The sequence below is a fragment of the Brucella sp. H1_1004 genome (genome assembly GCF_047308065.1).
Taxonomy (GTDB): domain Bacteria; phylum Pseudomonadota; class Alphaproteobacteria; order Rhizobiales; family Rhizobiaceae; genus Brucella; species Brucella pseudogrignonensis_B.
Genome location: NZ_JAYKZA010000004.1, coordinates 290,431 through 311,085, shown reverse-complemented (window position 1 = coordinate 311,085; position 20,655 = coordinate 290,431). Strand labels below are relative to the sequence as shown.

The window sequence follows — 20,655 nt, the reverse complement described above, 5'->3', positions numbered from 1 at the left end:
TGGCACAGTGAATCTTATTGAACAATTAATTATCTCTGTCAAAATTTTAACTCGACGTTGTTAATTGGCACGTAACGAAACACGTGTCTTTCATCGCCGGACGGGGTGTGGATGAACGATAAATATCGTGCCGTCATAAGCCATGGGCGCTGCGCCGAGAGCATCAGAGAAGGGGTGCTTTTTCCGGTGAGCCAGCATCGAGTGTGATTTTGGATCGCAACGAGCTATGATGCTGGCTTCCGGTATAATGTCTGCTTTGATGGCGTTATCGTTCACTGGCGCGCGGATCGACATTCTGCGCACCTCACAACAGCATCCGTAATGACCGACACATAACGCGACAGATCTAAAAATTTTGCGACAAAGCCCCGGTTTAGGACCGATGCGGTCGCCCATCCAGCCGAAGACGATGCCGCCCAGCGGACGCACCAGGAAGCTGACCGTATAGGTCGCAAAAGACGCAATGATACCGGTAGTTGGATCGAATTGCGGAAAGAACAGATGATTGAGGATCAGCGCTGCAGCCATCGCGTAAAGAATGAAGTCATACCATTCAACGACGGTGCCGATGGTGCTGGCAAAAATCGTACTGCCAAGCGCCTGCTGCTTGCTCATAGTTTCGATTGTCAAAATCCCTCTCCCTCGATTTGACGTATATAAAGTCCCCCCGGCCTTTGTTAGCGCCGCTTGAAAACCGGCGCTCTTTTCTCCTTGAACGCCGCTCGCCCCTCCTGCGCATCAGCAGTTGCAAAGCAGATGGTTTGCAGATCGCGCTCATATTCGATGGCTTTTTCAAGCGGCATCGAGACAGAAGCTTTGAGGTTGAGCTTCGCGGTTTCGGCGGCAATCGGTGCACGCGATGCGATCACACTCGCAATTTCGCGCGCCCGCGTGAGCAGATCAGCCAGCGGCACGACTTCACTCACCAGCCCCCAGCGCTCTGCCTTCTCGGCGGGAATCGGGTCGCCTGTCATAATCATCAGTGCTGCGTTGGATGCGCCTATGGAATGCGCCAGATGGGCAGCCATCCCTCCACCACCGATCCAGCCGAGCTTGATCTCGGGTGCCGCGAATTGCGCGTTATCAGAAGCAATACGGATATCGCAGGACATCGCAGTTTCGAGCCCGCCACCAAAGGCATAGCCATTGACAGCTGCAATCGACGGCTTGAGAAGCGCACGAAATGCATCGCAGTAATCCGGCCGATTGCGGAACTGCCAAGGTGTCTCATAGGTATCGAGTTCGCGAATATCCGAGCCCGCACAGAATGCACGTTCTCCAGCGCCCGTCAGAATAACGCAACGGATCGTGTCGCTATCGTTGCATTCGGTCACAGCTGCAACGATGGCATCAGCCATTTCCGGCGTCACGGCATTGAGTTTCTGCGGACGGTTCAAGGTGATGACGGCAACTGCGCCGTCGATTTCGAAGTTGATGTCTTCAGTCATGGAAAACTACCTTTCACCGTCATGTACGCGCGAAGCGGCGTAGAGAATTTGCAGCTCATTCAACACTGCCGATGCCGGGCGGCGTTCATCAAAGGCCGCCCCCAAAAGCGCCGAAGCTATGCCCTGAAAGGCGATGTAGCCATCATGGCGTGGGCGCACATAAGCCTGCTCCAAAGTATCCGCGGTGTTACGATAAAAATTGCCCCATCGCCGGTTCACCCGCTCATCATGCCAGGCGTCGCGTCGCGATGGCTGGCCTTCATGATCGGGAATGAACCCAGATTGGGCTTCACTGCTCATTAGCCACAAGAGATGCGTTTTGAGCGCGGAGGTGATATGAGCACGGCGCGAAACACCAATGCCCGTGCCGCCCAATGTCGAGCCCGGAAGACCGCCATTGGCTGCGCGTGGCGCATTATGAAACGCGACAGGCTTTCCACTTTGCGGTGCAGCATAATTCACATAACCATAGACCAGCGGGCACAATGCAACATCGTCATACTCGGCCATATGGCCCAATATACCGATGGGGTTCCTTTGCCGAACAGATGCCGGGCTTCGCGCCGCAAGTTCTGCCATCAGATCATAGACGTGCTGCCCCACATTTTCTGAAACCAGTATGTTCGGGTCTTTTTCGGCAGGAGGCTCGCCAAAAGCTGCCGCGATAGACAGAAATGACAGGCAGGCGTGTGGGCCAGCAAGCGAAAGCGCGACTTTGCCGCTTTGCTGCGACAGGCGAAGCACCTCATCCCAAGTGACAGGCACACCGTCTGAGAGATCAGGACGAAGAGCCATAACCTGCGTTGCAGCATCAAGCGGCAACGCCCAGTGCTTACCCGCAAAGCGATAGCTCGTTAATGACGGACCGATACTGGCCTTGGCAAGCTCAGCAACCGTTTCAGCGCCAAACACGTCTTCAAGCGAAAGCAGACAATCGCCAGATATGGCCTCGCCCACATGCGGATGATCGAGAACCACGAGATCATAGCGGGCGCAGAGATCAGCTATCGGGTGGGATTCAAAACCTTCTAGCGGCTGCTTGTCCCAATGGATGTCCAGACCGGCAGCAATAACATCCGGCAATTTTGATGCCGCCGCCAATGCATTATAGCCGCGCGGATGATCCCAGGTGAGAGCTTTAATCACCTGCATTTCAGATATTCCCCGACACGATAGCGCCAGATTTCTCAAGTGCTTCAATCTTGTCTGCCGCATATCCGGCTTCGGCCAGCACATCTCGCGTATCCTGCCCGGTTACGGGTGCCCCACGGTCCACTGTCGATGGCGTCTTGGAAAAGCGGATCGGGAAGCCCGGCGTTTTTACCTTGCCCTCTGTCGGATGCTCATACTCGACAAAGGTGCCGTTATGCTTGATCTGCTCGTCGTCCACGAGATCGGCATAGCCATAGACAGGGCCACACCAGATATCGGCTGCGCGAAGAAGCTCCAGCCATTCGGCAGAGGTTTTCGTTTTCAGCTTATCGCGTGTCTTGGCAAAGATTTCATCGCGACGCGCCCAAGTATCAACCTCATCATTCATGATGAGGAAACTGTCTTCGCCAATCACTTCACCCAGCGTTTTCAGCTTCGGAAAAGCGACGATGATAAAGCCGTCAGAGGTTGCAAAAGCACCGTAAGGCGCCCGGATATAGACATGAGCATGTGGCTCTGCCGAACGAGTTTGCGGCTTGCCACCGACGGTGAAAACCGAAAGCTCCTGCATCTGAATGGTGGTGATCGCATCGAGCATATTGACCTGCACCAACTGCCCCTCACCCGTACGCTCACGATGGAGAAGTGCTGCAAGCGCGCCTTCAAACGCAGTATAAGCGGTGATGGCATCCACCAGATATTGCCCGGCGGCGGTTGGCGGCTCGCCCTCACGGCCTGCCGAAAGCATAGCGCCCGACATACCTTGTAAAACGAGATCCTGCCCCGGACGATGGACATAAGGACCATCTTCGCCATAGCCAGAGATCGAAACATAGATCAGCTTTGGATTGATCTTGGAAAGCGACTCGTAATCGACGCCAAGACGCTTTGCGACGCCCGGACGATAGTTTTGCAAAAACACATCGGCGGTTTTCACAAGGTCAAGAAGCACCTGTTTGCCGTCTGGTGATTTCAGATCGACCGCGAGCGACCGCTTGTTACGGTTAAGCGACAGGAAAGAGACATTAACGCGGTTGCCTTCGGCACCGCCCGCCGCCACATGGCGCTGCCATTCGCCCGTCGTCGGCTCAACCTTCACCACATCGGCACCAAGATCACCCAAACGCTGCGCTGCAAATGGCCCCGCCATCGCAATCGAACAATCCAGCACACGATAGCCTGATAAAACACCCATGGCAGCTCCACTCCCTGCTCAAATCCATTTGCGTCAGAACCTATCCAATATTTTTGCCTTGTCTAGAGTGAGCGCTAACATTTTTATATTCATATCTTCATGATTTATGCGATAGTGCCACAAGATGTTTTAGCGCTAACATTTTTCAATTGACGTGATGACGCATATGTGAATAAAGTTTTTACAAGTGAACGGGAGGTTCACGCTGGAGGAGAACACATGACCAGAATTCGCTCAGGCCTAGGTTTGAAGGCACTCACACTCGCTATTTTGTCGGCGTCTCCGCTGAGCGCGAGTGCGCAAAATCAGGACCGCGCGGCACTGCTCGGCACCCTGCCAACTGAAATTCAGGCACTTTATACCGATGTGGTTGAAGTTGGCCCTTCTGCTTATGGTGATTTCAAGGCGCCCGCCAAGCCGTGGCGCTGGTGCCATTCGGAGTCCTATATGGGCAATCCGTGGCGTGTAACCTTCAATGACGAACTCAAGCGCCTTGTGGATGGGGCTATCGCTGCAGGCGATGTGTCTGAATATGTTGTTTCAGACTCCAATGGCGATGCCACACAGCAGATTTCGCAAATTCGCGCCTTCATTGAACAGGGCTGCAATGTCATCACGACTATTGCCGGTTCTTCCACCGCACTCAATGCAGTGATTGACGATGCCTATAAGGCTGGCATTCCGGTTATAACGTCCGCTGGTTCTGTAACGACGCCGAATGCCATCAATGTCATGCACAACCAAAACCTCTGGGGCTACCAGATGGGCAAAGGCATTGCGGAGGTGCTCAAAGATGGCGGCACCGTTCTTCAGGTTGAGGGCATCTCCGGTCATCCGCTTGTACAGCAGGAAAATGCCGGACTTGAAAAAGCCGTTGAAGAGTCCGGCAATCTCAAGATTGCCCGTAAAGTGAGCGGCGAATGGACCGGCACGACAACGAAATCCGCAGTGCTTCAGGCACTTGCCACCACACCGCAGCAGATTGATGCAGTCTGGTCGACGGGCAGCGAAGCACGCTTTATTGCGGAAGCCTTCCAGCAGGCAGGTCGTCCACTTCCCTTGATCGCCGCTTCCATTTCTGGCGATGCACTTGGCTACTGGAATGCCAATCAGGACACGTTCAAGTTCTATGGCGGTGAAGTATCACCGCATGTTGCAGCGCAGAACGCTTTCCGCGTCGCATTACGGGTTCTTGAAGGCCAAAAGCCGCTCGTCAATACGATCATCGCTCCGATGCCACTTGTGACGCAGGCCGACCTTCCAAATTGGTACAAGGACTGCATGAAGCCGGATTCCGCAGCCATCTTCCCGATACCGCCGCAGGATCCATTCCCGGAAGAACTGCTTAATGGCTACTTCTCGAACGGAAGCGCCACCGCACTTTATGACTTCGCGAAAGTTCCAGCTTCCTGCTCCAAGTAAGGTTTGCAGGACGACGCGCTGAATAACGTCATTGCCAAGGTCAATTGGTCCAGATCAATTGGCCCAAACCATTGGCAATGACCTTCGCTTATCGCATGCAGAAAGTCATTTCATTATGCCAGACTCTGAGCATCCCTCGCTGGGCACATCCAGCATACACAGACTGCTTGCCGAAGCGGGGCTGCCCAACATCACGCACGCTCCGGTCATGTCACTACAGGTCGAAAACCTTGAAAAGCGTTATGGCGAAACAATTGCGCTCACAAATGCCAATGTGACTTTCAGCCATGGCGTTCATACGATCCTGGGGGAGAACGGATCGGGCAAGAGCACGATGCTGAAAATACTGTCTGGCGTGGTCGCACCCACGCATGGGCGTGTCGTTCTCAACGACAAAACCGTCTCGGCCAGATCGCCTGCAGATATGAAGGCACTGGGCCTTGCTACGGTTTTTCAGGAAGTTTTGATCGCTCCGCATCGTTCGGTGGTCGAGAATATCTTTCTCGGGTTTGACGGGCTCATCACCCGTAAAGTCAGCAAATCAGTCCGCGAAAAGGCAGCGCACGCAGTTCTGTCAAAAATTGCACGCTTTCCGATCGACTTGCACGCAGCAGCTGGCAGCCTGTCACTAGCAGCACAGCAGCTCGTAGTGATTGCACGCGCCTTCATCAGCCGTCCTTCGATCCTGCTTCTCGATGAAGCAACAGCAGCGCTCGACTATGCAGATCGTGATCTCGTCTTTGAAACAATCGAAGAATACGCTGCGTCGGGCAATATTGTGATCTTCATTTCGCACCGGCTGGAAGAGGTGAAACGCCTTTCCGATGAGGTCACGGTGCTACGCAGCGGCCATGTTGTCGATACGCTCGACAGGCAGCAGATCAACAGCCAGATCCTTCTGGAACTGATGGCGCCGGAGGCTCATCTCCATGTTGAATGATCAAATCATTCTTACCTATGAAAATCTCGTGCTTGCGCCGGGGCGCAAAGCGCTGTCCGGCACCATCCGCGCCGGTGAGATAACCGGACTTGCAGGTCTCGAGGGCCATGGCCAGGAGCAATTTCTGCTGGCGCTTGCAGGCTTCAATCAGCCTCGTCATTCAAAGGTCGAAATCGTCACCCGGTCCGGCGAGCAGAGTGCCTATAGTAATCATCACAATGCCGCCAGATGCGGCGTGGTTTATTTGCCGCGTGACCGACGCGCGACCGGTATTTTCCCGGTGCTTTCCGTACTCGATAATTTTGGTATGCCTTCCATGCCGCGTTTTTCATGGGGTGGCATCCTCAACCGCCGCAAACAGGAGGAAGAGCTGCAGCGCTATACCGAATTTCTGTCGATCCGCTATCCGGCAATGGACGCGCCGATCACGGCACTCAGCGGCGGCAATCAGCAAAAAGTGCTGCTCGCACGGCTTCTGGCGCTCAAACCGCGTGTAATGCTGCTCAACGATCCGACACGCGGCGTTGATCTCAACACCCGCATGAAATTCTATGAAGCCTTCCGTAAACTCGCCCGTGAAGAAGGTATCGCGCTCGTCATCCTGTCGAGCGAAATCGAAGAAATCCTGCAAATCTGCGACAGCGTTTCAGTGTTCCGCGATTTTGAATGCTCAAAAACTATCAGCAAATCCGAAATGTCGATGTCGGGCGTCCTTGCAGCCATGTTCGGGCAGGATGAGGTGGAGCTATGATCTTAACCGACAACAAAAGCGGCTTGCGGCGCATCTTCTGCGGCAGTCAGGAAACACGGCTCGCCGCAATCCTGTTCATCATTCTGCTTGTCATCAATATTGTGCTTAACCCGGTACGCTTTGCACCGTCAAACTGGGGCTCGGTGTTGGGACTTGCAGCGCCGCTGCTGCTGACTTCGCTCGCGGTTACCATACCGTTTCTTGCCGGACGCGGCTCAATTGACATTTCCGTTGGTCCGCTCGTGGGTTTGATCAATGTCATTCTCGTTCAGATGCTGATCACAAAAGGCGGCATATCCTCGCCCTGCATCATTATCCCGGCAGCAATTGCACTCGGTATTCTAGCTGGCGCATTAAATGGCCTTCTGGCGGCGATCATCCGTATTCAGCCAATTGTTGCAACGCTTGGCACCTACTTGATATTTGGCGGGCTGGCGCTCACCATCCTGCCGTCCCCATCGGGTTCCGTACCTGCATGGCTGTCATCTTTTGCGGGTCCATGGTCCATTCTGCCGGTAGGTGCTGCGGTTCTGATATGGATCGGTATCAAACGCCTGCCTTTCTATGAGACGCTTATGGCCGTCGGCAGCGAGGATCGAGCCGCCTACACCGCTGGTGTCAATGTTCCGCTCGTGCGCTTCATCGCTTATGTGCTGGCCGGATTATTCGCAGGACTGGCAGCATTGTCGCTCACAGCCCTCATTGGCTCAGGTGATCCGATCATCGGTCCCGGCTATACGCTGATTGCTATTGCTGCAGTCGCCCTTGGCGGCGTCAGCCTCGCCGGCGGCGTTGGCGGATTAACCGCAGCATTTCTGGGTGCAGCATGTATATTCCTGCTGCAAAGCATGTTGACGGCCTTCAACGTCTCGACCTTCGTGCTGCAGGCAGTCTATGGCGCAGTACTTGTTCTGGCTGTCTGCCTCAACTCCGAAAAACTCAAACTCTATTTCCGACGCAAGGTGGCGCAGTCATGATTAAGGCACTGGCTACAAATCGCGCGCTGGTCGCCTTCATCGGGGTGGCGTTGGTGTTCCTCTTGGGAGCAGCCCTCATTCCAGGCTTTGCCAGCCTTTTCTCCATTCGCGCCATGCTGGTTCTGGCAGCACTGCTTGCGATTGCAGCACTCGGGCAGACGCTGGTGATGATCCTTGGTGGCATCGACCTTTCCATTCCGTTTGTGATCGGCTTTGCCAATGTTGTCTTCGCCAGCCTCTATGGCGATGGAATGTCACCGCTTTTGGCCGGTATTATCGTGCTGGCATCAGCCGGGCTGATCGGTGCGTTTTCCGGCGCATTATCGGCAGCGCTTTCCATCCACCCACTCATCGTCACGCTTGGTGTCGGAACGATGGTTCAAGCAGGCGTACAAATCTGGACACGCGGCTTGCCGACAGGTTCAGCACCCGCTTTCATCAATGATTTCGTGTCATTGGGTGGCAGCATCGGGCCTTTGCCATTCCCTTGGCTGATCCCGTTTGCAATTTTGCTGACCCTTGGCACCGTCTTTGTGTTGCGCCGTACGATTTATGGCCGCAAGCTTTATGCGCTGGGTTCAAATATCAAAGCCGCCGAACTGGCACTGATCAGACCGGTTGCAATCTGGGCAATCACTTTTGGCCTCAGCGCCATGTTTGCTGCACTTGCTGGCATTCTTCTGCTCGGCTTCACCGGCTCATCAAGTGCGACAGTGGGCACGCCCTATCTTTTCCAAACGGTTTCTGCGGTCGTTATCGGCGGAACCGCACTGATCGGCGGGCGCGGCGGATTTGTCGGAACGGTGGCTGGCGCTATCATGCTGATGGAACTGCGCACGTTTCTCATCGGTATGGGATTTTCGGATGCCATGGTACAGTCGTCACTCGGTGTCCTCATCCTGCTTCTGGTCGCAGCCTATGGCCGTGATCGCCATATCCGCAATCTTATCTGAAGGAGAACCCGTTGGACGAGCGGCTTGCACGGACCATTGATGCCATCAAAGCATCCGGTGCCGATTGGGGCGTTTTTACCAGCCCCGATGGCATCGCCTACACTTCAGGTCATGTCGTTTCCATTGAAGCGGGGCCATCACCCTTTGCGGGTGGACCTGCCATCGCACTGGTTGGCAAAAACGGCGAATGCGGACTTGTCGTCACCAATCTCGAAGCAGAAACGCCAAGCTGGGCACAGATCATTCTCACATATGAAGGTTTTTCATATAAAGAGCCGACAGACATTTTTACGAACTATCTCAATGCTGCACAGGATCTCTTTACCAAATTTGGTATCAGAGGAGCAATTGCCATAGAGCAGAACAGCTTCCCATTATCCTTGCTCCCACTTATCGACACATGCCGTCGTGTGTCGATTGATGCTTTCAAGCGCCAGCGCATGGTGAAAACAGCAAATGAGATCGCGCTATTGCGTGAGGCAGCGCTGACCGCTTCCGCCGGGCAACGCGCGTTTATTGAGCACAGCAAGGCGGGCCGCAGCGAGCTGGAAATATTTGCCGACATCAGGCTCGCCATGGAAAGCAGAGCTGGTGAACGCCTGCCACTTACCGGCGATTTCATATCCGGCAAAACCCGCACATCAGCATTCATGGGCTGGCCAACAAACCGTATCGTTGCCACCGGCGACCCACTCATCTGCGATCTCGCACCGCGCGTCAAAGGCTATTGGGGCGACAGCTGCGCATCGGCAATGCTGGGCAAAACAACTAATGAGTTTGAGAAACAGTTCAAGGCCGTAAAATCGGCGCTTGATCTGGCAATCGAAATCATCCGCCCAGGCCTTGGCATCGGTGAACTGGATCAAAAATTGCAGGCCCATATCGCAGCACATGGCTATGGCTATGCCCATCACTCCGGACATTCTATCGGTACATCTGTCCATGAATGGCCACGGCTTGTCAGCTATGAAGCAGAGCGTTTCCGCAAAGACATGGTTGTGATGGTAGAACCCACCGCCTTCGATCCTGACACTGGCGGCGTGCGGCTCGAATTCATGCTGCATGTTACAGAAAATGGCTGCGAAGTGCTAACCGACTTTGAGCATCAGATGGTTATTTAGCCGCTGGCTCTGATCTTGAGTTCGAAACCGACATCGACAATTGTGTTTGTCGATGTTTCGCCACGCATTGCTTCCAGTAAAAGCTCACCCGCCTTCCGTCCGATTTCCGCCGAAGGTACTTCAACCGTCGTCAATGGCGGCAGCAGATGACGCGAAAGTTCAAAGTCGCCAAAGCCTGTAATCGCGAGCCGTTGTGGCACTTTGATACCAATGCGCTGCGTCTCAAGCAACGCGCCGGAAGCTAGAATATCACTTGAAAACATAACAGCATCGGCTTCGGGATATTGAGCCAGCGCCCGTCGCAGAAGATCGACACCCGAAGCCATGGCAATCGGCATTTCAGTTGCCACCGTGATGCGTGGCTTCTCGTCCGGAAACTCTTGCTCCATTGCCGCTTTGAATGCGCCACGGCGTTCGGCAGCACGGCTGTCGCCTTTCCGAACCACACCGGCAAACACAATATAGCGCCGACCCGTATTGATCAGATGACTGACCATCTCGGTGATTGCCGCCGTATTGGAAAATCCCACCAGCCGGTCAATCGGTTTATCGGTAAAATCCCAGCCCTCAACGACTGGAATTTCGGCACGTTTGAGCAATGCGACACTGCGCTTGCTATGGTGTGTGCCGATCAGAAAAACCCCATCCGGTCGCCGCCCGAGGAGGCTACGAATGATTTCTTCCTCGCGCTCCATTCGGTAATCAGTATTGCCTAAAAATATCTGATAACCGGACCGATGCAGTACATCGGAAAAATGCTGGATCGTGTCAGCAAAAACAGATGCGGACAATGTGGGTATAATCGCCGCAACCGTATTGCTTTTATGCGATGCAAGATGGCTGGCCGCGAGATTATGAACGTAATGCGTCCTCTCGATTGCATCCTGAATAAGCTTCCGCTTTTCAGGCATCACGGAATCTGGAAAACGCAACGCACGCGAAACGGTCTGCATGGAAACCCCTGCAGCCGCAGCCACATCCGCCATGGTCACACCAGAACCTTTGCGGCGCTGCTTTCGCGGTGTTGAGGCTTCAACGCTCACAGATAGAAAGGCCTGACACAGACGGGGGTGCCTATTTCGATGCGTTTGCCCGTATCGGTCAAAATTCCCGTCTCCTTATCGATTGCGAAGATCGCAATGCAATCTCCATTCTGGTTAGCGACCAGAAGCCAGTTGCCATCCGGTGTCAGCGTAAAATTACGCGGTGTTGCGCCACCCGTAAAGCTGTGACCGATCTCAACCAGGCTGCCATTCTCCTGATCCACACGAAATGTGGTGATCGAGTCATGACCGCGATTGGAACAGTAAAGAAAACGACCATCGGGCGAGAGGTGAATATCAGCGCCATGCGACTCAAAATTCGCTGGCACTGTCGGCAAGGTCTGAACAAGGCGCATCTCATCGCCTTCGCGCTCAATGAGCGAAACCGTGGAATTCAGTTCGTTGGAGACATAGACAAACCGGCTATTAGGATGCTGTGCGATATGGCGAGGACCAGTACCGGGTGGCGTCGCAACACTGCTCACCCGCTTGAAACTGCCATCATTATCAAGGCGATAGGCAATGACTTCATCAAGGCCGAGGTCCGCAGACAGAAACATGCCGCCTTCCGGTGTTTCAACCACGCAATGCGGGTGGCTCCGTTCCTGCCGGTCGACGACAGGCCCAAGCTTGCCCTCGTGACGAACGCTATGTGAAACCGGCCCGAGGCTGCCGTCAGGCAACACTGGCAACGCAACAAGCGACTGGTCAGGCCCGCCCGAGCCCATCGCATAATTGGCGACAAGCACAAACTTTCCATCCACTGTCACGGTATTATGCGCAGTTATGCTGCCTTGGGCACTTTGCTTGTTGAGATAAACAAGTTCACCCTTTTCAGCATCAAAACGATAGGCACTGACCGTTCCCTCGTGCCAGCTAAATACTTCGGAATTTGCATAAATCACGCCGGTATCCGGCGCGACACTCAGGAATGTTGGATTGTCGACGGAAGATGTTGCGCATGTATACGATGCATCTCCTGTCGTCGTATCGAATGCGAAGATGGAAAGACCCTCGCCACGCGCACCCTGAAAATAAGGGGCTTCGCGATTAAGCGACCCAACAGCCAGATAAAGCTTCCTCACGCATTCCTCCAATGCAAACTCATTCCTTAATGCATCACCCATCCGCCATCGACATTCAAGGTCTGCCCGGAGATAAATCCTGCTTCATCAGAGGCAAGAAACATCAAAGCCGAGGCAATATCCCGCGACGATCCACGACGCTTAACAGCCTGATGCTCAAGCACGAATTTCGTATAACCCTCCGGGTCGGGGTGGATTTTCTCGGCATCTGTTGGAAAAGCACCCGGCGAAATTGCATTGACGGTAATGCCATAGGTACCGAACTCGCGTGCCCAGGCACGTGCAAGCCCAATGAGCGCCCCTTTTGATTGCACATAAGGCGAAAGGAGCGACCAGCCGCCATAGGCAGTCACGCTGGCGATATTGATAATACGACCCCACCCCTTTTCACGCATATGCGGCAGCGCCACCTGAACGCAGACAATGCCCGCATCGACATTGATGTGCTGCACTTTCTGCATTTCCTCAAGTGTATAGTCTTCAAATGGCTTGGACGGATAAATCGCAGCATTGTTGATTACGACATCAAAACCACCGGCCTCACGACTAATCGCCTCCAATTCAGGGCGGAGTGACTGCAAATCCGACAGATCGAGCGCATGGATCGAAAGTCCGCTATGCCCCTCGACCTCCGCCTTGCTTTTCAACTCTTCAATTTTTTTCGGATCATGATCGATAGCCACAACCCGTGCGCCAGCGCGTAGAAAATTGAGCGTAGTTTCAAGACCTAGGCCACCGGCAGCACCCGTGTAGAGAATGGTTTTGCCTGTCACAGAAAACGGCGATGGTGCGGTCATGAGCGTCCTCTAATAGCAACGTGATTGCCCGATGGCACCGGATATTCCTCAATTGGCTGCTTCGCAATTGCGGCAATACGTGTTTCTGTATCCGCGATGCTCGCCGCATCGCCAAGAATACGGAACGTGCTATCATAACGGCGCTCTTCGCCGTGTTCGAGCCAGATCAGTTCGCCGCGGTCGCGGGCAGCACCATGTCCCAGAACGTGATTGGTCGCAGGTTCGATACCGAGCGCATATTGCCCGGCCTGCAGATTCTGCCACTCATACATGCAGTGGAACTGATCCTTGCGGGTAACGACTTCAAAACCGATGCCCAGCTTGTCATTGACCAGCGCAACCGGCACTTCACCATTGGCATCCGCACCCATTTCATGCTGCCAGACCTGCTCATGAAACTGCATCTGCGGCGCAGGCAGCGTACGATATCCGACGCTCTGCTTTTTGTAGTCTTCTCCGGCATGAGCCGCCCAGACCACATCCCTGACAGGTGCCAAATAACGTGAGCCTTCGGCCAAAACGGGGTGCCCGACATTAATATGATAACAATACATATGCGGCGTGCGATAAAAACCGCGATTGGTCACGCGATCTGTCAGCTTGATATCGTTCGTACCGGCTTTAATTTCGATGCGGCGTGTCAGTTCGAGATGCTCACCGAACACGGTTCCCTGTGTGACGACACCCTCGCACCAGAGAGTGCATTCGTCGCCTTCCCAGCGCTCACCATAGCCAGTCAGCTTTGCAGGAATAGTACCAACACGGCCATGAATGGCGTGCTTGATCGTCCGACGCGGCTTGTAATTATAATGGTCAGCCGCCTCATCATACATGAAGAGGATATGGTCCAGACCGCATGTCACCATCAGGCCGGAGAAAGAACGCATCCAGCCAAGCCCGCCCTCGCCCTCATATTCATGCAGTCCCGGATGGCGGAAACCGGACGGAGAATGCCAACCGATAGCCATGCCACGATAGTCGCAATCGGCAATATCAAGCGCGCGATCAACCAGAACGGTAAAGCGCAAACCGGTGCCTGAACGAAACTCCAGCATTCTTATGCCGCGTTCCAATCCGTCTTCAAGCACCATCAGGCGAACGCCTGCAAATTGCGCAAAAGAGCCACTGCTCGCGGCGATGTCGCGACGCGACCTCACCTCTCCATAAAGCTTCACCATTCTGGTACCTTAAAATGCTGCGGCGCGCAGCTAGTTCAGTCAAAGGCGGCCAGTGTTTAAACGCTTGTTTATAGCACCTTTATAACACCGGCCGCCCCACCCCGCCCAAGGTGGTATTAAAGTCCCTGCGCGCGCAGCTTTCCATCGAGGAACTTCTTCGCACGTGGCACATCGGCCTCATCGAGATGTTCGATAATCATCGGAATATTCGGATGCTTTTGTGCAAGGCGCTTCAGGTAAAGGTCATAGTTCAAGGAACCTAGCCCCGGAGCCGGCAGTTCGATCTCACCAACGCCGCGGAAAGTATGGCTTTCAAGGGCATCGGCATCACCGATATCAGCATGCTTTTCCGTCTTGTCGTCGCCTGAGCGCTTGACGTCCTTGGCATGACCGATCTTGATCTTGTCGCTCAACGTATCGAAAACCTGGTTGAGAATTTCATCCATCCGGTCGATGTTGTGCGTCTCAAAATAATTGGTTGGGTCCATCAGCAGGCCAAGGCCTGGATGATCGACCTGCGCAAGCATTTTCACCGTTTCCTCGACCGAACCGACGACGTTGTTCACATAGGTTTCGAGCAGGAACACCGCACCGTGGTCATAAGCAAATTGCGACAAATCAGCGATGACCTTGCGGCACTCTTCAAAACCCTCTTCGGTCTTGTTCTTCGGATGATGAACCCAGTCGGATTCAGTGTTGTAAGTACCGGTTTCCGAAATCACATAAGGCGTACCGAGATATTGCGCGTGGCGGATAATCTCTTTGAGATAACCCACGCGGCGCTCGCGCTCCACCTTGTCCGGATGAATGATATTCGTATAACCGGAAATGCATGAAATCGGCAGATTATGATCGCGGAATGTCTCGCGAATTTTGACGCATTTGTCCTTAGTGATCTGTCCCGCACTCAGATCGATATCCTTGAAATGCATATCCAGCTGGACTGTATTGAAGTCGAGTGCGCGGATTTTTTTGGCCGTTTCCTCAAGCGAATAAGGGAAATAGCCGCTGAAAATACCCACCTGCATCATGATCGAAACCCTCCCGTCAAGATTTTTTGTTAATGCACATCTTTCCCGAAAATCGCTTCACACTTTTCGGGATGTGCTCATTTAATTGATTGATATCTCGGACAATTTGACAGTGCGGCCTTCATCGATCGACTTGTAGCCAGCCTCAATGAGTGCGACCGTCTTCACATTGTCCGCCACAGAAAGCGCTGGCGGCTCGCCAGACTGAATGGCGTATTGCAGCTGCTCCATCACACCGATAAAAGCGTGCGGGAACCACATGGTTTCCCATTTTGGGCTTACCCATTTGCCGTCTGTCGTCTTTTTGGAGGCATAAGTCAGCGTTGATGGCGAACCATCCGGCCAGCCAATCGTGCCCTGTGCCACACCATCCGTACCCTCGACCCGCCATTTGATGTAAATATCGCTGTCAAAGCCCTCCTCGCGCGGCCCGGACCAGACGTCTTCCATCGAAACAGCCATCACACCGCTCGGGAACATCAGCGTTGAAACGGTGATACCGTCCTTGTGTTCAAACTGAGTGCGGGGGTCAGTGCGCGTCAGCGTGGTGATGGTGTCAGGTTCACCAAACAGGAAGCGCAGCACATCGAGATGATGCACGCTCATGTTAGACAGTGTCAGGCGGTCATAATCTTCCAGAAACCCCTGCCAATGCGGGGTGGCACGCATCTCGATTGTCGCCATGACAGGCGCGCCAAGCTCACCCTTGTCGAGAATTTGCTTCAGTACGCGCATCGACTGGTCGTAGCGCATGTTCTGATTGACCGAGAGGATTTTGCCAGCCTTCGCTGCTTCATCGCGAAGCGCAATGGCCTCTTCAAGCCTCAGAGCCAGTGGCTTTTGGGCGAGAATGCCCTTGATATGTGGCTGCGCAAGCGCTTTGCGAATGATTGCAGGCTGCTGATCCGGCGGATAAGCAATATCGATGATTTCGATAGCTTCGTCGCCAATCAGCGCTTCTGGCGTGTCGTGCACTGTAGCGATACCCCAACGCGCGGCGACCTCTTCGGCCTTTGCCTTGGTGCGTGAGGCGATTGCCGCGACCGTAAAGCCCGCTTCCTTATAGGCAGCAAGATGGCACTCGGCCATGATCATGCCTGCGCCAATACAGCCTATTTTGAAATCCCGAGCCCGCACCTGCGGATCAGGAACAAAGCCCCGTGCTTCGCTCATCGCGTCCTCCCATTAAATTTCCCCACACAGATCCATCGATCACAGTCCGGACCGTCCAGGGACGAAGCCAACCTCCATTGGCGCGCTGAGGATTAATGAAGACTTCAATCCACAGTGTCAACATCATATTAAATCATTTTACATCATTTTACGTCGATTTCGATGAGATACTAAGTTAATCCCCGTAATTGAAGGGTTCATATATAAATTCATGATGTTTACTGATGGATACGACGGACTGACTGGCTGCTTGATAGGGAAAACGCACTTTTCATGAGTAACTGGTCTTGCATCTTTCGCAAATCGAAATACATCATTTCCCATCATTTTAATGAGGGGTCTGATTTGCGTTCCACGGTCAGCGATATTGCCAGAATAGCAGGCGTCTCAAGCGCTACGGTTGATCGCGTTCTAAACAATCGCGAAGGCGTGAAAGAGCGCACACGCGAAATCGTCCTCGAAGCTGCTCGCAATCTTGGCTATCTGCCCGGCAGCACTCCGCCGGTCGCGCAGTTTGCCGACAGCATCAGACTCGATTTCGTTCTGCCGGCTGGCACGAACACCTTTATAGCCAATCTGCGTGACGAAATTGCCAGACAGGCCGCGCTACAACCTCAAATCGAGTTAAGGCTTCACAGTGTCGAAGGCTTCAATCCCAACACGCTCGCCCGTGCGCTTGAAGGCCTCAAAGGACAGGCGCAAGGCGTTGGCGTAATTGCACTGGATCACCCGACGGTGCGCGAAGCCATGCGCTCGCTGGCCCAATCCGGCGCACATATCGTCACCATTGCGTCTGACATTCTGCATATACCGCGCGTCGGTTATATTGGCATCGATAACCGCGCCGCGGGGCGCCTCGGCGGTTATGTTCTCGGTCGTTTTCTTGGCCGCTCGACAGAAGGCAAGATTGCGCTGTTTGCCGGTTCGCTTTCCTATCGTGGCCATGAAGAGCGTGAGATGGGCTTTCGCCGTGTTATCGCGGAGGAGTTTCCGCGTCTCAGTATCGTCGAACTAAACGAAATCGAAGACAGCCGCGAAAAGGCTTACTCAGAGACCATAGCTTTGCTTAAACGCCACCCCGGCCTTGCAGGTATCTATAATCTCGGTGCAGGCAATCAGGGTATCGGGCAGGCGTTGATGGATTCAGGCAAAACAGATTCCATTATTTTCATCGGGCATGAACTGACCGAAGGCACCAAACGACTTCTGTTGAATGGCACGATGGATGCCGTCATTGACCAGAATCCGCGCGTGGAAGCGCGCGAGTCATTGGCGATTTTGATAAGCAGTATCAAAGGTCAACCTTTCGATCATCATCCACCACGCGTCCAAGTGATATTTAAGGAAAACATTCCAGAATTTTAGAAATTTGTTATTCTTTACCTAAATATAAAAGAGAATTCACTTCAAAAATCTATACTCTTTTGCTTCTATACCGAGAAATATAGTACTAAGTTCCACAATATATTATGAATATTCTTGGTTTTCAGGTGCGCAGGAAGCTGGAACAGAACGAACCCAAGTTACTCAAAAAGTCTTGCACTGCACTGGTTGCTAGTCAAGAACTGATCCCGATAATGATTGGCAACAACGGAAATCAGAAATTACCGTCCGTTCTCAATCAATCATATCTACAAATAAATCCCGTTTCTCCATACAGGAACAAAGACTGTGTCCAACCCAATACGGTTATTAAAAGGCTTCTCATTGATCAGCGAACGCGACCCTTTCACATTGTCATATTCCAAAACTTATTAACACGGGCAAGCGGACGTCATTCCGCCTCACGTTCTATTCAAATTTCTCAACCAATACGGATATTCCCTGAGCTGCTATATTCACGACTGAATAATATTATTCTGAAGACTGATCTGATCCACCGGCAGATTCGTAATTTGATGTGCCCTCAAATATGTGGGTGATCCGGTAAAAATCCGGGTTTAGGGAGGAGAATGAAATAATGCGTTTTTCGAAACAGGCACTCACCGTCGCAGCTATTTTTTCCGTGATCTCTACCGCGGCTTTTGCTGAAAATCCGAACGTCGGCGGAGCCGCAATGTATGACAACAAAACCATTGTCGACAATGCAATGAATTCCAAGGATCATACAACGCTCGTCGCTGCCGTTAAAGCTGCGGGTCTGGTAGATACGCTCAAAGGAAAAGGCCCCTTTACAGTTTTTGCGCCAACCAATGAAGCTTTCGCTGCCTTACCAGAAGCAACAGTCAATACTCTTTTGAAGCCCGAAAACAAAGAAAAGTTAACGAAGGTCCTCACCTGTCACGTTGTTGCCGCTGACGCCATGTCAAAGAATATCGCCAAAATGATAGCCGATGACAAAGGAACACACGACATCAAAACAGTGGGCGGCTGCCTTCTAAAGGCCAAAGAGGCGATGGGAAAGATTACGCTTACCGATGAAAACGGAACTGTTGCTCACGTAACAATAGCAGACGTAAAACAGTCAAACGGAGTAATACACGTTATTGATAAGGTGCTTTTACCCAAAATGTAACAGGTTTCAATGTGAATAAACGGCTCCGACCGGATAGCCTGTCAGGCCGGAGACACTAAAATGAGTCCGGTTACGCATGTTTTGAGGATGGCGATGAACATACAGGAGAATGCAATTTCTTTTGATGTGGGAGGTTTTCGACTAAACAGTATTCTTATCTCCTCGAAATCTTTAGCGGCGAAGAATACTGCGCTATTCATTCATGGGGCGAGTACGAGTCTTCTTGATCCTCTTTACACATTTCATAATAAGCGCTTTGACGATATTCAGATGCTTTTTGTAGATCGGCCCGGACATGGGCGATCCGAAGATGGACCCGTCGATAATGTTCGCCCCGACGCTCAGGCCGATGCGATAGCCAAACTCATGCAGTTACGCGGCATCGAAAGCGCAACGATTATCGGACACTCTTACGGTGGAGCAGTTGCCGCCGCATTGGCTGTTCGTCATCCCGAACGCGTAGCGGGTTTGATTTTCCTCTCACCAGCTGTCTATCCGTGGGTTGGCGGCATCTCATGGTATAATAATCTGGCAAAAGCTCCTATGATTGGAGCCTTGTTCAGTTTATTGGTTGCGCCAACAATTGGCCTATTAAGTCTAAGAGCAGCAATGAAATCGGTCTTCACGCCGAATAAATATCCACCCGGCTACACCTGCTGGACAAAGGCATGGCAAGCGTTGCGGCCCCGCGCTTTCCGACATAATGCGCGAGAACTCGGCGCATTATGTGACTGGGCTGAAACTACTTATGAACAATACAAACGGATCGCTGCACCAACTATCATTATCACGGGTGACACCGATGATATTGTATCGCCTGATGTGCATGCCCGACAACTCGCCAAAGATATAGCACGATCAGAACTTTATGTGATTAAAGGCATGGGGCACAAATCTGACTATGTGGCACGCGACCTTGTGGCCTCAGCCATTAAGAAGCTTGCGGGGCGAGACATAGATTTGAGTTTTGTGGCCAGGCTAGTGGAGCGTCAGATTATCGATGAGGCAAAAAAAGAAAAAGGGCCGATTTGAAACCGGCCCCATTCCGGAAATTATGACGCTGGCAAAATAGCCACATCGCGCATATTGCTTTCCAGTTTCTCAACGGTGCCGATTTTGGTGGCAGCGCCAGTTTCAAGATTTACCGTGTAAACCGTGTTGTCTGCAACGAGATAGGCCGTATTCTTGCCTTCCGCCATTCCATGAATATCGAACGCGTAAGTCTCCGGGCTCCCCTCGATTTCAAGACTGCCGATTGTTTTCAGCGTTCCGTCATTTGGCTTCGTTTGCTGCACAAGTGTTTTATTGCCAGCATCGATATTAAACATAGCGGTCTTTTCGGGCTTACCGATTGAGTTGGTGTAAGCAGCGGCGACAATTTTGCTTTCAGGGCCCTCACCTGCATCACCGTTTTCATATGCCAGCTTGCCGTCTACCGTGACTTCACCCGTATCCGGATGCACACGATGATTTGTCGTGCCAGTCATGAAACGCAACCGGTCTGCCATCGGGTTAAAATCAACAACGACGGCCTGCCCTTCTGATAGTGGCAACATCTTATTCATTTTCGCGATTTCTGTCGTCGCTCCACTATCGAGATTGATTGCGACGATCCGATGATCCCCGGTAACGCCGACAACAGTCTTATCGACAGGTCGAAAATCAATACCAACCAGATTTTCAACGCCATCAACTTCCATCGTCTTTGTGACTTTGCCGTCACCTGTGTCAAACATCACCAGCGTCTTGTCACCGACAAGGCCAAGCGCAGGTGCGGCTGTGCCATGAATAATCGAAACGCCAAGAATTGTGGATGTAGCCAGTGCCAGCTGAATAATACGCATCGTTGCTCTCCTTTGTTTCGTTGTTCGAAG

Annotated in this window: 20 protein-coding genes; 9 read left to right on the top strand and 11 right to left on the bottom strand. The window is 52.7% G+C overall.

The features are described from left to right. Positions 1-90: 90 nt before the first annotated feature. The 4 genes from U2P60_RS20305 to U2P60_RS20290 are packed head-to-tail and all read right to left on the bottom strand — an operon-like array spanning position 91 to position 3,795. A complete protein-coding gene (locus tag U2P60_RS20305; RefSeq protein WP_413574201.1) occupies positions 91-630 on the bottom strand; it encodes a hypothetical protein in 540 nt (179 codons plus the stop codon). A 47-nt stretch (positions 631-677) separates the two neighbouring features. Continuing rightward, positions 678-1,448, bottom strand: coding sequence for an enoyl-CoA hydratase/isomerase family protein (locus U2P60_RS20300; protein WP_313830218.1), 771 nt, complete (start codon positions 1,446-1,448; stop codon positions 678-680). A gap of 6 nt (positions 1,449-1,454) precedes the next feature. Continuing rightward, complete coding sequence (locus U2P60_RS20295; RefSeq protein WP_313830216.1) at positions 1,455-2,600, bottom strand: carbohydrate ABC transporter substrate-binding protein; 1,146 nt, start codon at positions 2,598-2,600, stop codon at positions 1,455-1,457. A gap of 1 nt (position 2,601) precedes the next feature. Continuing rightward, on the bottom strand, positions 2,602-3,795 hold the full coding sequence (locus U2P60_RS20290; RefSeq protein WP_313830215.1) for a CaiB/BaiF CoA-transferase family protein: 1,194 nt from the start codon (positions 3,793-3,795) through the stop codon (positions 2,602-2,604). 219 nt (positions 3,796-4,014) lie between these two features. Here U2P60_RS20290 and U2P60_RS20285 point away from each other — a divergent pair, with 219 nt between their 5' ends. The 6 genes from U2P60_RS20285 (at position 4,015) to U2P60_RS20260 (ending at position 9,959) form a co-directional block, all read left to right on the top strand. Next, the gene (locus U2P60_RS20285; protein ID WP_413574200.1) at positions 4,015-5,217 is read left to right on the top strand and encodes a substrate-binding domain-containing protein; all 1,203 of its coding nucleotides are present in this window, start codon (positions 4,015-4,017) and stop codon (positions 5,215-5,217) included. A 115-nt stretch (positions 5,218-5,332) separates the two neighbouring features. Next, positions 5,333-6,157: an ATP-binding cassette domain-containing protein gene (locus U2P60_RS20280; RefSeq protein ID WP_413574199.1), complete on the top strand. Its 825-nt coding sequence runs from the start codon at positions 5,333-5,335 to the stop codon at positions 6,155-6,157. Then, the gene (locus U2P60_RS20275; protein ID WP_413574198.1) at positions 6,147-6,908 is read left to right on the top strand and encodes an ATP-binding cassette domain-containing protein; all 762 of its coding nucleotides are present in this window, start codon (positions 6,147-6,149) and stop codon (positions 6,906-6,908) included. Before U2P60_RS20280 ends, U2P60_RS20275 begins: the two co-directional genes overlap by 11 nt. Then, positions 6,905-7,885: an ABC transporter permease gene (locus tag U2P60_RS20270; protein WP_413574197.1), complete on the top strand. Its 981-nt coding sequence runs from the start codon at positions 6,905-6,907 to the stop codon at positions 7,883-7,885. Before U2P60_RS20275 ends, U2P60_RS20270 begins: the two co-directional genes overlap by 4 nt. Next, complete coding sequence (locus tag U2P60_RS20265; protein ID WP_413574196.1) at positions 7,882-8,838, top strand: ABC transporter permease; 957 nt, start codon at positions 7,882-7,884, stop codon at positions 8,836-8,838. Before U2P60_RS20270 ends, U2P60_RS20265 begins: the two co-directional genes overlap by 4 nt. Positions 8,839-8,849: 11 nt before the next feature. Next, positions 8,850-9,959: a M24 family metallopeptidase gene (locus U2P60_RS20260; protein ID WP_413574195.1), complete on the top strand. Its 1,110-nt coding sequence runs from the start codon at positions 8,850-8,852 to the stop codon at positions 9,957-9,959. On the opposite strand, the gene U2P60_RS20255 is transcribed toward U2P60_RS20260, so the two are convergent. From U2P60_RS20255 to U2P60_RS20230, 6 genes are all read right to left on the bottom strand, one after another. Continuing rightward, positions 9,956-11,002: a LacI family DNA-binding transcriptional regulator gene (locus tag U2P60_RS20255; RefSeq protein ID WP_413574194.1), complete on the bottom strand. Its 1,047-nt coding sequence runs from the start codon at positions 11,000-11,002 to the stop codon at positions 9,956-9,958. The two genes, U2P60_RS20260 and U2P60_RS20255, sit on opposite strands and share 4 nt — an antisense overlap. After that, the gene (locus U2P60_RS20250; protein ID WP_413574192.1) at positions 10,999-12,087 is read right to left on the bottom strand and encodes a lactonase family protein; all 1,089 of its coding nucleotides are present in this window, start codon (positions 12,085-12,087) and stop codon (positions 10,999-11,001) included. Before U2P60_RS20250 ends, U2P60_RS20255 begins: the two co-directional genes overlap by 4 nt. A gap of 26 nt (positions 12,088-12,113) precedes the next feature. Beyond that, positions 12,114-12,884, bottom strand: a complete 771-nt coding sequence (locus tag U2P60_RS20245) for an SDR family NAD(P)-dependent oxidoreductase (protein WP_313830202.1) — start codon at positions 12,882-12,884, stop codon at positions 12,114-12,116. Next, on the bottom strand, positions 12,881-14,062 hold the full coding sequence (locus U2P60_RS20240; protein WP_413574190.1) for an aldose 1-epimerase family protein: 1,182 nt from the start codon (positions 14,060-14,062) through the stop codon (positions 12,881-12,883). The genes U2P60_RS20245 and U2P60_RS20240 overlap by 4 nt, the downstream gene beginning before the upstream one ends. Before the next feature lie 116 nt (positions 14,063-14,178). Beyond that, positions 14,179-15,093: a sugar phosphate isomerase/epimerase family protein gene (locus tag U2P60_RS20235; protein WP_413574189.1), complete on the bottom strand. Its 915-nt coding sequence runs from the start codon at positions 15,091-15,093 to the stop codon at positions 14,179-14,181. 81 nt (positions 15,094-15,174) lie between these two features. Beyond that, positions 15,175-16,266, bottom strand: coding sequence for a Gfo/Idh/MocA family protein (locus U2P60_RS20230; protein WP_413574187.1), 1,092 nt, complete (start codon positions 16,264-16,266; stop codon positions 15,175-15,177). Positions 16,267-16,611: 345 nt separating this feature from the next. Here U2P60_RS20230 and U2P60_RS20225 point away from each other — a divergent pair, with 345 nt between their 5' ends. The 3 genes from U2P60_RS20225 (at position 16,612) to U2P60_RS20215 (ending at position 19,813) form a co-directional block, all read left to right on the top strand. Continuing rightward, positions 16,612-17,631 carry a LacI family DNA-binding transcriptional regulator gene (locus U2P60_RS20225; RefSeq protein WP_413574185.1) on the top strand — a complete coding sequence of 340 codons (1,020 nt, stop codon included), beginning with the start codon at positions 16,612-16,614 and terminating at the stop codon, positions 17,629-17,631. 595 nt (positions 17,632-18,226) lie between these two features. Continuing rightward, a complete protein-coding gene (locus U2P60_RS20220; protein WP_413574183.1) occupies positions 18,227-18,781 on the top strand; it encodes a fasciclin domain-containing protein in 555 nt (184 codons plus the stop codon). Positions 18,782-18,841: 60 nt separating this feature from the next. Beyond that, positions 18,842-19,813, top strand: coding sequence for an alpha/beta fold hydrolase (locus tag U2P60_RS20215; protein ID WP_413574181.1), 972 nt, complete (start codon positions 18,842-18,844; stop codon positions 19,811-19,813). Positions 19,814-19,833: 20 nt separating this feature from the next. Here U2P60_RS20215 and U2P60_RS20210 read toward each other — a convergent pair whose 3' ends face one another. After that, positions 19,834-20,625 carry a DUF4394 domain-containing protein gene (locus tag U2P60_RS20210; protein WP_413574179.1) on the bottom strand — a complete coding sequence of 264 codons (792 nt, stop codon included), beginning with the start codon at positions 20,623-20,625 and terminating at the stop codon, positions 19,834-19,836. Positions 20,626-20,655: the final 30 nt, after the last annotated feature.